Genomic DNA, 12,085 nt, shown 5'->3' on the forward strand with positions numbered 1-12,085 from the left:
TCAATGAAACTCGTTGACCAGCTGCCTGTCCTGCCCGCCCCAAACACCTCCGGCGCAGGCATCGACCCGGACGCCCTGTACACCCAATTCCTGGAGTGGACCGAAAGCCGGGGCCTGGAGCTGTACCCTGCCCAGGACGAGGCCATCATGGAGCTGGCCACCAGTGCCAACGTCATCCTCGCCACGCCCACCGGTTCCGGCAAATCGCTGGTGGCCATCGCGGCGCACTTCCAGGCCATGGCGCGGGGCCAGCGCAGTTACTACACCGCCCCCATCAAGGCGCTGGTCTCCGAGAAGTTCTTTGCCCTGTGCGACATCTTCGGTGCAGAAAACGTTGGCATGATCACCGGTGACTCCGGCGTGAACCAGAACGCGCCGATTATCTGCTGCACGGCAGAAATTCTCGCGAACATCGCCCTCCGTGAAGGGGCCGACGCCGAACTCGGTGCGGTCATCATGGACGAATTCCATTTCTACTCCGACCCCCAGCGTGGTTGGGCCTGGCAGGTCCCGCTGCTGGAACTGCCCCAGGCCCAGTTCCTTCTGATGTCCGCAACCCTGGGTGATGTCAGCCGGTTCGAGGCCGGCATCACCGAGCTCACGGGACGGCCCACCACCACCGTGAGTTCAGCCGAGCGTCCCATTCCGCTGCACTACTACTACCACCAGACGCCGGTCCACGAAACGCTCGAGGAACTCCTCTCCACGCGCCAGGTCCCCGTCTATGTGGTGCACTTCAGCCAGATCGAGGCCATTGACCGGGCCCAGACGCTGATGAGCATCAACGTCTGCACCCGCGAAGAGAAGGACAAGATCGCCGAGCTGATCGCGAATTTCCGTTTCGCCGCAGGCTTCGGCAAGACGCTCAACCGGCTGGTCCGGCACGGTATCGGCGTCCATCACGCCGGCATGCTGCCGAAGTACAGGCGGCTCGTGGAACAGCTTGCCCAGGCGGGCCTGCTTAAGGTGATCTGCGGTACGGACACGCTGGGCGTGGGCATCAATGTGCCCATCCGCACCGTCTTGCTCACCGCACTGAGCAAGTACGACGGCGTACGCACCCGTCCGCTTAACTCCCGGGAGTTCCACCAGATTGCCGGACGGGCCGGCCGCGCGGGGTATGACACCGCCGGGACAGTCGTGGTCCAGGCCCCGGAACACGTGATCGAAAACGTGAAGGCCATGGCCAAGGCCACCGCCAAATTTGGTGACGACCAAAAGAAGCTCCGCCAGGTTGTCAAGAAGAAGCCGCCGGAGGGCTTCGTTTCCTGGGGTGAACCCACTTTCAAGCGCCTTGTGGAATCCGTGCCCGATCCTTTGACCTCAAGTTTCAGCGTGACGCATTCGATGCTGATGAACCTGATGGAACGGCCGGGCGACCCGTTCACGGCGGCTCGCCGGCTGCTGACCGAAAACCACGAGACCCGGTCCTCGCAGCTGCGGCTGATGAAAAAAGCCCTGGGAATCTACCGGGAGCTCCTTGCCGCTGAGGTGGTGGAGCGCATCCCGGCAGAAGAGCAGGGCCACGACGGCAGGACCGTCCGGCTCACCGTCCATCTGCAGGCCAATTTTGCCCTGAACCAGCCGCTCTCGCCGTTTGCACTGGCGGCGCTGGAGCTCCTTGACCCGGATTCGCCGTCGTACGCCCTGGACGTGGTGTCGGTGATCGAGGCGACTCTCGAAAAGCCCCGCCAGATCCTCTCCGCGCAGCAGAAGAAGGCCCGCGGGGAGGCGATTGCCGCGATGAAGGCTGATGGCATCGAGTACGACCAGCGCATGGCCATGCTGGAGGACGTCACCTATCCGCAGCCGCTCGCGGAACTCCTGGGCGAAGCCTTCGAGGTCTACCGCAAGGCCGCGCCCTGGGTGGGCGACTTTGAACTGGCGCCCAAGTCCGTGGTCCGCGACATGTTCGAGCGCGCCATGAACTTCGGCGAGTTCGTCCAGTTCTACGGGCTGGCCCGCTCCGAGGGCATTGTGCTGCGCTACCTCGCCGACTGCTTCAAGGCGCTGCGCCAGACCGTACCGCAGGACATGCTCCGGGAGGACCTTGAGGACCTCATCGCCTGGCTTGGCGAACTGGTGCGGCAGGTGGATTCCAGCCTCCTGGACGAATGGGAGGAGCTGACGTCCGGCGCCATGCCTACCCCGCACGACGCTCCCCCTCCCCCGCCGCCGTCGCTGACGTCCAACATCCGGGCCTTCCGTGTGATGGTCCGCAACGAGATGTTCCGCCGTGTGGAACTGTTCGCGGACGAGAACGCAGCTGCCCTGGGCGAGCTCGACGGCGGCGCAGGCTGGGGTGCCGACCGTTGGGAAGACGTCCTGGACGACTACTTCGACGAACACAACGACATCGGCACCGGCCCGGATGCCCGCGGCCCCGGACTGCTCATGATCACCGAAGAGCCCGGGTTATGGAAGGTCCGGCAGATTTTCGACGATCCGGCGAGCAACCATGACTGGGGCATCTCCGCGGAAGTGGACCTGGCGGCCTCCGACGAAACCGGTACGGCAGTGGTCCGGGTCACCGACGTCAACCGGCTCTAGGCTGTGGCCCCGTGGAATCCGTCCCCGACCTGACCGGCAGCCTTCGGGTTTTGGAAGCCCTTGAGGGCCAGCCCGTGGCGCCCGCCAACGGTCCGCGGCAGTGGTGGAACGGCGCGCTGGACGTCGAGGGGCTGGCCTTGGGGGCGGTCCAGGCAGCAGCGACATCACTGAACGCACTGGTTGGTGTGCCGGGCAGGTATTCGCTGGCATCCGGAGCCACGGCGGCGTCCTTCGATTCGCTCGGACACCTGCGGATCGCAGGCGGGAAACCCCAAGGATTCGCTCCGGCATCCGGCTTTCGGCGCACGTCGGACGGCTGGATCCGCCTGCACGCCAACTATCCCCACCACGCAGCCCGGCTGATGGCGGCACTCTCCGTCAGCACGGCACAGGATGTGGAACGGGCCCTGCGAAGCATGACGTCCCTGGCAGCCGAGGATGCCATTACGGCCAACAAGGGCGTCGCTGCTGCTGTGCGCACGCGGGAGCAGTGGGCCGCCACCCCAATGTATGGGACGGTCAGCGCCGGGCCGTGGATCAGCATCTCCCGGCCATCGACGGACGCCAGTGAGAGTCGTCAGCTCCCCCGGTGGGTTCCAGGGGCAGTTTCGCGCCACCCCTTGCTCGGGCTCAAGGTGCTGGACCTGACCCGCGTCATTGCCGGTCCCGCGGCCACGCGCCTCCTGGGCGCCCTGGGTGCGGACGTGCTGCGCATCGACCCGCCCCAGCTTCCGGAATTGAGCGACGTGTTTGTTGACTCCGGCTTTGACAAGCGCAGCGCGGAGGCGGACTTCCGGGAGCCGGACGTGATGGAAACAGTCAGGGGTCTTATTGAATCTGCCGACGTGGTGGTCACGGGATACCGCGACGGCGGGCTGGACCGTTTCGGACTGGCGCCCGAAGCGCTGCTTCAGGCACGGCCCGACGTCGTGATCGTCACCCTCAGTGCGTGGGGAAGCGGCGGGCCCTGGAAAGGACGGCGCGGTTTCGACAGCCTGGTGCAGGCCGCCTGCGGCATAGCCGGACGGTATGGCCGGACGACCGATGACGGGTGGCGGCCGGGGGCGCTGCCTGTGCAGGCGCTTGACCATGCCACCGGATATGGCCTGGCGGCGGCAGCACTTGCCTTGCTGGCCGAACGGCTGCGCAGCGGACGTGGCGGCGCGGCCCGGCTTTCCCTGGCCCGCACCGCCGAAGAATTGTTCAGGCTCCCCGCCTTGGCTGGCCACGGCGTTTCCCTGCCTGAACCGGACTACCGCGTGATGGAGAGCCCCTACGGCCGGCTACGGTGCGTTGGACCACCCATCATGGCGGACGGTGCGCCGCTTGAATACGGTGAGGGACCAGTCCGCTACGGGACATCCCAGCTTCGCTGGCAATAGCGATCCTGCGGCATAGACCACGGGCCCGCTAGTAAACTCGGACCATGAGTGTAATCCGCCCCGCCACGCGGCAAGACGTCCCCGCCATCCTGCAGATGATCCACGATCTGGCCATCTACGAGGAGGAACCGGACGCAGTCCGCAACACCCCGGAAATGCTGGCGGAGGTCCTGTTCGGCGAGAACCCGCGCGTGTTTGCCACGATGGCCGAGAACAGCGCGGGCGAGGTCCAGGGGTTCGCCCTCTGGTTCCTGAACTACTCCACATGGGAAGGCGTCCACGGGATCTACCTGGAAGACTTCTACGTTAGCCCGGACGCCCGCGGCGAGGGGCACGGCAAGGCGCTGCTGAAGCACCTGGCTGCCACCGCCGTCGAGAACGGCTACGCCCGGGTGGAGTGGAGCGTCCTGGACTGGAACGAGCCGTCCATCAACTTCTACCGCAGCCTCGGCGCCCGTCCCCTGGATGGCTGGTCCACGTTCCGGCTGACCGGCGACGCCCTGGAGAGCTTTGGCACCAGGACGGCGGCGTCCATCCGTGGCTGAGCGCGACGCTTCCGCCGAAATCATGCAGACGCGGACCCCTGTCCCGCATTTTGTGAAGGCCCGGCACGAGTTCCGGGGCATGCGCACCGCCGAGCACTACTTCACCGTTCCCCTGGACCACTTCCCGCCGGAGAGCGGCGACGGCGCCGCTGAGACCATCACCGTTTTCGCCCGTGAGTACGTTTCGTCGGCCCATACCCAGGCTGAAGCCGAAGCGCTTCCCTGGCTGCTGTTCCTCCAGGGCGGCCCGGGCGGCCGCGGCAACCGGCTGGCTTCGCTGAGCGGCTGGAGCAAGGCGGCAGCCCGGGACTTCCGGATCCTGATGCTGGACCAGCGCGGCACCGGGCTTTCGACTCCCCTTGACCGGAACACGCTGCCGGCGCGTGGAACGGCCGAGGCACAGGCTGGGTACCTTGAGCATTTCCGTGCTGATTCCATCGTGGCCGACGCGGAGCTCATCCGGGCGGCGCTCGGCTCCGGCCCCTGGAGCATCTACGGCCAAAGCTATGGCGGATTCTGTGCGCTGACGTACCTGTCCTTTGCCCCGGACGGGCTGAAGGAAGCCCTCATCACGGGCGGGTTGGCGCCGCTCGCCGGCCACGCCGACGACGTCTACCGCGCCACCTTCGACCGCGTTGCGGCCCGCAACACCGAGTACTTCAGCTGGTATCCGGAGGACCGCCAGACAGTGAACGCGATCGCATCGCACCTTCGGCAGACCGAGGAGTTCCTTCCCGACGGCGGCCGGCTCACAGTTGAACGGTTCCAGATGGTGGGCTCCTTCCTGGGCGGAAACACGCGGGTAGACGGCCTGCATTACCTGCTGGAAGACGCCTTCACCGAGACACCACAGGGGAACAGGCTCTCCGATGCCTTCCTGGAGCAGGTCCAGGGCATCGTGTCCCGCCTGGCGAACCCGCTCTATGCCCTGCTGCACGAGTCCATCTACGGGCAGGGACAGGCGACCGACTGGGCTGCCTGGCGTGTGCTGCAGGAAAATCCGGCATTCCACCCGGATGCGGAAGCGCTGCTGCTGACCGGCGAGATGGTGTACCCGTGGTATTTCGAACAGGATCCCGCCTTGGTGCCGCTGCGGCAGGTGGCCCATCTACTGGCCACTAAAACTGACTGGAAGCCGCTGTATGACCCCAAACAGTTGGCCGCGAACAGCGTGCCGGTCGCCGCCGCGGTTTACCAGGACGACATTTACGTGGACCGCAGCCTGTCACTGGAGACGGCGGCTGCCGTGCGCGGACTCCGGGTATGGGAGACGGCCGACTTCCACCATGACGGCATAGCGGACGACGGCGAGGCTATTTTCGGGCGGCTTCTGGGTATGGTGCGCTCGGTTGCCGGCTCAGCCGGCAGCAGAGCCGCCAACTGAACCGGTGGTTGTGCCGGCGGTGGGGTTGCGGCGGCGCGCCACAAAAACAACGACGGCGGCGGTCAGCACTGCAGCCCCCACCAGGCCGCCTGCCATGTTGAGCCCCAGGTAGCCGGCCCAACTGAGGATCAGGGCGGAGGTGGCCCCGCCGACCGCACCGGCGGTGCCCATCAGCATGTCCGAGACACCTTGGACCACCACACGGGACTCCTGGCTAACGCTCTCCGCCAGCAGTGTGGATCCGGAAATCGTTGCCGCAGACCAGCCAATGCCCAGCAGGACAAGTCCCACGGCCACCGCGACGGTGGACGTCTGGCCAAACCCTGCGACGGCGACGGCCGCGATGAGCGTGGCGAAGCCGATCATGATTGTCTCAGTCCTGCCTGCCTTGTCCGTCAGCCAGCCCATGACCGGCGACAACGCGAACATGCCTGCGATATGCAGGGAGATGGTGAAGCCGATGATCACCAGGACATCGCCGAAGGCGGCGTGGCCGGCATGGGAAGCACCAGGCCCGGCCACGAGTTCCTGCAAATGCAGCGGGGTCATGGACATCACGCCCACCATCACGGCGTGCGCTCCGACGACGGCGGCAAGCGCCAGCCAGGAAGCCCTGGACTGGCGGATTGCCCGCAGCCCGCGGACGAGCGATCCCCCGACTGCGTTGCGCGCTGTGGCGCCTTGCTGATTTGCCGTACCTGGCGGCGTGCCCTGCATTTTCCCGCCAGCTGGCTGGGCGGCGGTCTCTTGGGCGGCGATTTCCCGTGCGAACAGGAGCGGATCGGGCCTGAGGCCAGCGAAAAGCAGCACAATCGCCAGCAGCAGTCCGGCCGCGGCGATCACAAACGGTCCGGCGACGGGAGGCAGACCGAGGGCCAGGCCCACAACGGTGCCGGGCTGGATCAGGTTGGGTCCGGCCACTGCGCCGACCGTCACAGCCCACACGACTGCGGAAAGCGCCCTGCCGCGGTGTTCAGCATCCGCAAGGTCGACGGCGGCGAAGCGTGCCTGCAGGCTGGCCGCGGTGCCCACCCCGATGCCCACTCCCCCCAGCACCAGCAGGACGAACAAGCCGGACACGATGGACAGCACTATCAGCGCAGTGCCGGCCAGAGCGGCGGAAAGCCCCGTGACCTGCCCGGCCCGGCGGCCCCGCCGGTCCGCCAGCGAAGCCAGGGGCAGGGCAGTCAGCGCGGCCCCCAAGGTCATCACCGTTGCCACGGCACCCGCCCACACGCTGGAACCTGAAAGTTCCACGGCCAGGATGGAACCAATGGAAACCGTGGCTCCGGTGCCGATGCCGCCGAAAACCTGGGCCGCGCTCAGCAGCACCACGGTGCGCCGTTGCACCTGGCGCACTCCTCTTTCCGTGATCAGGGTGCGGGCCATGGTCCGAGCATAGTCCTCGGGCGGCCAGGTCCTACAGGGGGCAGATTAAGTCACTGATCCCGGCCGCAGTGCGGACGGGATCAGTGGAAATGCAGTTTGCGTCAACGAAACGCGGAGAAAGCCTACTCGGCTTCGCTGAGGCTCTTCTGGGCGTCTTCCTCGAGGCGGGGGTCCAGGTGGGAGGTCTCTGCCTTGGAGCTCAGGAGGCTGGCAATCACGGCAACGATGATGGTGCCCACGATGACGGCCAGGGAGACCAATGTCGGAATCTCCGGGGCCCATTCGATGTGGTGACCGCCGTTGATGAACGGCAGCTCGTTCACGTGCATGGCGTGCAGAACCAGCTTCACACCTATGAACGCCAGGATGAAGGACAGCGCGTGCTTCAGGTAGATCAGACGGTTCATCAGCCCTCCCAACAGGAAGTACAGCTGCCGCAAACCCATCAGCGCGAACAGGTTGGCGGTGAAGACGATGAACGGGCTCTGCGTCAGGCCGAAGATCGCGGGAATCGAGTCCACCGCGAAGAGGAGGTCGGTCAGGCCGATGGTGATGAACACGATCAGCATGGGCGTGAAGACCTTCTTGCCGTCCACCGTGGTGCGCAGCTTGCCGCCGTCGAACTTCTCCGACATGGGGATGACCTTGCGGATCCGGGCGATGAGCGGATTTTCCTTGTCCTCTTCGTCTTCGCCTTCATCCTGGGCCTGCTTCCAGGCTGTCCAGAGCAGGAACGCGCCGAAGATGTAGAACACCCAGCTGAACTGCTCAATCACGATGGCGCCGAGAAGGATGAAGATGCCGCGCAGGATCAGGGCGATGATGATACCCACCATCAGGACTTCCTGCTGGTACTTACGGGGCACGGAGAAGCGGGCCATGATGATGATGAAGACAAACAGGTTGTCGATGCTGAGGCTGTATTCAGTGACCCAGCCGGCCACGAACTGGCCGCCGAATTCGGCGCCGGTAAAGAAGAACATGGCCCCGGCGAACAGCAGGGCCAGGGAGACGTAGAACGCAACCCACAGGCCGGCTTCCTTCATGGAAGGTTCATGGGGACGCCGGACGACCAGCAGAAGGTCAATGAGGAGGATCAAGCCGAGGACGACAAGTGAGCCGACCTCAAACCATACGGGTAATTCGGGCACGGGTAGCCTTTCGCAGGGTACAGAGAATTGGTGTAAGTCTCTCCGGCCAGCCTGTGCACTTGGTGCTGAATTGGCGGCCCGCTACGCCCGGCCAGGCAACTGTGCCTGGCGTGTTGACGATCGTAGCGCTCGGGATACTCCCCTACGTGACGTTAACTGTACAGCAGGCGTCCCCGCACGCGGGAACATGCCCCGAACGCTGCGTGCCCCCGCCGCCCGGGGGTGTCCTAGGCGTGGCCGGCCGCCTGCATCTGGCGGAGCTCTTTCTTGAGGTCACTGACCTCGTCCCGGATCCGCGCGGCCAGCTCGAACTGGAGTTCGGCGGCAGCGCCGTGCATCTGTTCGGTCAGCTGTTCGATGAGGCCCACGAGGTCTTCGGCCGGTGCTGCGGCGAGGCCGTCCTTGCGGACCTGTGCCGCACCCTTTGCCGCGGACTTGCCACGTTTGGCGCCCTTGGCCAGCCGGTTGTTGTTGAGCAGTTCCTGGGTGTCGGCGTCTTCCTTGGCCAGCTGGTCGGTGATGTCGGCAATCTTCTTCCGCAGCGGCTGCGGATCGATGCCCCGTTCCGTGTTGTAGGCCACCTGGATGGCGCGGCGCCGGTTGGTTTCATCGATAGCCTTGGCCATGGAGTCGGTGATGCGGTCCGCGTACATGTGGACCTCGCCGGAGACGTTGCGGGCGGCACGGCCGATGGTCTGGATCAGCGAAGTCGCCGAGCGCAGGAAGCCTTCCTTGTCCGCATCCAGGATGCTTACGAGCGAGACTTCTGGCAGGTCTAGGCCTTCCCGGAGCAGGTTAATGCCCACCAGGACGTCGAAGACACCCATCCGGAGTTCCCGGAGCAGTTCAACCCGTCGCAGGGTGTCCACGTCGGAGTGCAGGTATTCGACCTTGATGCCGTGGCCCAGCAGGTAGTCGGTGAGGTCTTCCGCCATCCGTTTGGTCAGCGTGGTGACCAGGACGCGTTCGTTCTTTGCCGTGCGGGTCTTGATCTCTCCGAGCAGGTCATCGATCTGGCCCTTGGTGGGCTTGACCACCACCTCGGGGTCGATCAGTCCGGTGGGCCGGATGATCTGCTGCACAAAGCCGTCCGCCTTGCCCAGTTCGTACTTGCCGGGAGTGGCCGAGAGGTAGACCGTCTGGCCTACGCGTTGCAGGAATTCGTCCCATTTGAGCGGGCGGTTGTCCATGGCCGACGGCAGGCGGAAACCGAAGTCGACGAGGTTCCGCTTGCGGGACATGTCGCCTTCGTACATGGCGCCGATCTGCGGCACGGTGACGTGGGATTCATCGATCACCAGCAGGAAGTCGTCCGGGAAGTAGTCGATGAGGCAGTGCGGAGCGGTCCCGCGGGCACGGCCGTCGATGTGCGACGAGTAGTTTTCGATGCCGTTGCAGAAGCCCATCTGCTGCATCATTTCGAGGTCGTAGGTGGTGCGCATCCGGAGCCGTTGGGCTTCCACCAGCTTGTTCTGGCCTTCCAGGACGGCCAGGCGTTCGGCGAGTTCGTCCTCGATCCGCTTGATGGCCCTGGCCATCCGTTCGGGCCCGGCCACGTAGTGCGAGGCCGGGAAGACGTACATTTCCTCTTCGTCCCTGATCAGTTCGCCAGTCAGCGGGTGAAGGGTATGGATGTTCTCAATCTCGTCTCCGAAGAATTCGATGCGGATGGCGAGTTCCTCGTACATCGGGATGATTTCCACGGTGTCGCCGCGTACCCGGAACGTGCCGCGGTGGAAGTCCATGTCGTTGCGCGCGTACTGCATCGCGACGAATTTCCGGAGCAGGTCGTCGCGGTTCATCTGCGCCCCCTTGCGGAGCGTGACCATGCCGGCAATGTACTCTTCCGGCGTGCCCAGGCCGTAGATGCAGGACACGGTGGCCACCACAATGACGTCGCGGCGGGTCAGCAGGGCGTTGGTGGCGGAGTGGCGGAGCCGTTCCACTTCCTCGTTGACGGAAGAGTCCTTCTCAATGAAGGTGTCCGTCTGCGCTACGTACGCCTCAGGCTGGTAGTAGTCGTAGTACGAAACGAAGTACTCCACCGCATTGTTGGGCAGGAGTTCCCGGAATTCGTTGGCGAGCTGGGCGGCCAGGGTCTTGTTCTGCACCATGACCAAGGTGGGCCGCTGGACCTGTTCGATGAGCCAGGCCGTGGTTGCGCTCTTGCCGGTACCGGTGGCGCCCAGCAGGACAACGTCCTTTTCGCCGTTCCTGATTCGCTCCGTGAGTTCGGTGATGGCGGCAGGCTGGTCGCCGGCCGGCTGGAACTCGCTGATGACTTCAAACGGAGCGACGACGCGGTTGATCTCCTGGGCAAGGCTCATGCAACTAATCTACAACCGGGGACCGACAGTGACAGCCGGATCAGTTACCGGCGAACAGCCAGCCGCGGGGGCCGGGAGTTCAGGGGGTGTACGACGGCGGCACCCACCCCGTGCGGTCCGCCCAGCTGTCCATTTGCGGCCAGGCGACGTCCGTGAACCACGGCTCCTTCGCCGCCGCGTACGCATGGGTACCTTTGGACCCGGCAAACTGCTCGGACAAAACACGTTTGTGGTCCGCATACAGGCTGACGGCCTCCGGATCGCTCCTGAGCCAGTCGCGGAAGAGCAGCGCGTACCGCCAGCCAGATGACCCGGCAGCCCGTACATGGACGTTCACGGCGCGGCCGGGGTCCGCGTTGGCATGGAAGCGTTTCTTCCATTGCTCCGGATCTGGCTGCGTCGGTTTCGGAGTGTCGAAGGCCACCCCTGGCACGGCAGGGAATCCCGCGTCCGCCAGCAGCGGCGCGATCCGGTCCGCGGTATTGAGATCCGACACCGTGACCTGGAGGTCAATGACGTCCTTGGCTGCCAGGCCAGGCACGGCCGTGGAGCCAATATGGTCGACTGCAAGAATGTCGTCCGCTGCGGCGGCGGCGATCCGGGATCCCAGCCGTGCGGCCTGGTCCGCCCAGTCCTCGCGCGGCGCAAACAACACGGCGGTGCCGATCCGGGCTGCCCTGACGCCGCGGCGGATATTGTCCGCGTACGGGACCAGCCGCTCCGTCCACAGCCGGTCCACCTGCGCGGTCACGTCTGCCAATGACCCGGAGTTGTCCAGGACCACGTCGGCAGCCGCAAGCCGCGCACCACGCGACGCCTGGGCCGCCATCCGCGACCCGGCGTCCTCGGCTGTCATGCCTCGGTGTTCGAGCATCCGGCCGATCCGGACGTCATCGGGTGCATCCACCACCAGGACCAGATGGAAGCCGCTCCCCTGGCCGGTTTCCACGAGCAGTGGAATGTCCTGGACCACAATGGCGCCGGCCGGGGCTGTGGCGATGATCCTGGCCGCGGCGGCCCGGACCAGCGGGTGCACAATGCCGTTCAGGACAGCCAGCTGCGAGGGATTGCCGAACACCACGGAACCCAGCCTGGCCCGATCCAGCCGGCCCCCGGCGTCGAGCATGTCCGGCCCAAAGGATTCCACCACACGGGCCAGTCCCGGCATTCCCGGCTCAACCACGTCCCGGGCCAGCGCATCCGCGTCCACCAGCACGGCACCGAGCCCGGCGAGGCGTGAGGCGACCACTGACTTCCCGGATGCTATGCCACCCGTCAAACCGATCTTGAGCATCCCACCACCCTACTAGTGGGCCCACGCGGCCAGGGTTCCCTGGGCGAGCGCAGCGAATTCAGG

8 protein-coding genes are annotated in these 12,085 nt (G+C 65.5%); 4 read left to right on the forward strand and 4 right to left on the reverse strand.

The features are described 5' to 3' along the window. Window positions 1-3 precede the first annotated feature (3 nt). From ACQCSV_RS10870 to ACQCSV_RS10885, 4 genes are read left to right on the forward strand one after another with little or no spacing between them, the layout of a single operon-like run. Window positions 4-2,550, forward strand: a complete 2,547-nt coding sequence (locus ACQCSV_RS10870) for a DEAD/DEAH box helicase (protein ID WP_426938404.1) — start codon at window positions 4-6, stop codon at window positions 2,548-2,550. Between the two features lie 11 nt (window positions 2,551-2,561). Next, entirely contained in the window at window positions 2,562-3,932 is a 1,371-nt protein-coding gene (locus ACQCSV_RS10875; protein WP_354155852.1) for a CoA transferase, read from the forward strand. A 44-nt stretch (window positions 3,933-3,976) separates the two neighbouring features. Continuing rightward, window positions 3,977-4,477, forward strand: a complete 501-nt coding sequence (locus tag ACQCSV_RS10880; protein ID WP_354155854.1) for a GNAT family N-acetyltransferase — start codon at window positions 3,977-3,979, stop codon at window positions 4,475-4,477. A 22-nt stretch (window positions 4,478-4,499) separates the two neighbouring features. Continuing rightward, on the forward strand, window positions 4,500-5,861 hold the full coding sequence (locus tag ACQCSV_RS10885) for an alpha/beta fold hydrolase (RefSeq protein ID WP_426939556.1): 1,362 nt from the start codon (window positions 4,500-4,502) through the stop codon (window positions 5,859-5,861). Here the strand turns inward: ACQCSV_RS10885 and ACQCSV_RS10890 are convergent. The 4 genes from ACQCSV_RS10890 to coaE all read right to left on the reverse strand — a co-directional run bounded on the left by ACQCSV_RS10890 (window position 5,835) and on the right by coaE (window position 12,022). Then, window positions 5,835-7,250 carry an MFS transporter gene (locus ACQCSV_RS10890; RefSeq protein ID WP_354155855.1) on the reverse strand — a complete coding sequence of 472 codons (1,416 nt, stop codon included), beginning with the start codon at window positions 7,248-7,250 and terminating at the stop codon, window positions 5,835-5,837. The genes ACQCSV_RS10885 and ACQCSV_RS10890 overlap by 27 nt on opposite strands. Before the next feature lie 122 nt (window positions 7,251-7,372). Beyond that, window positions 7,373-8,401: a TerC family protein gene (locus ACQCSV_RS10895; protein ID WP_354155856.1), complete on the reverse strand. Its 1,029-nt coding sequence runs from the start codon at window positions 8,399-8,401 to the stop codon at window positions 7,373-7,375. 227 nt (window positions 8,402-8,628) lie between these two features. Beyond that, entirely contained in the window at window positions 8,629-10,728 is a 2,100-nt protein-coding gene (gene uvrB, locus ACQCSV_RS10900) for an excinuclease ABC subunit UvrB (protein WP_354155857.1), read from the reverse strand. 79 nt (window positions 10,729-10,807) lie between these two features. Continuing rightward, the gene (gene coaE / locus ACQCSV_RS10905) at window positions 10,808-12,022 is read right to left on the reverse strand and encodes a dephospho-CoA kinase (protein WP_354155858.1); all 1,215 of its coding nucleotides are present in this window, start codon (window positions 12,020-12,022) and stop codon (window positions 10,808-10,810) included. Window positions 12,023-12,085: the final 63 nt, after the last annotated feature.

It is taken from the genome of Pseudarthrobacter sp. S3 (assembly GCF_050156905.1).
GTDB lineage: Bacteria > Actinomycetota > Actinomycetes > Actinomycetales > Micrococcaceae > Arthrobacter.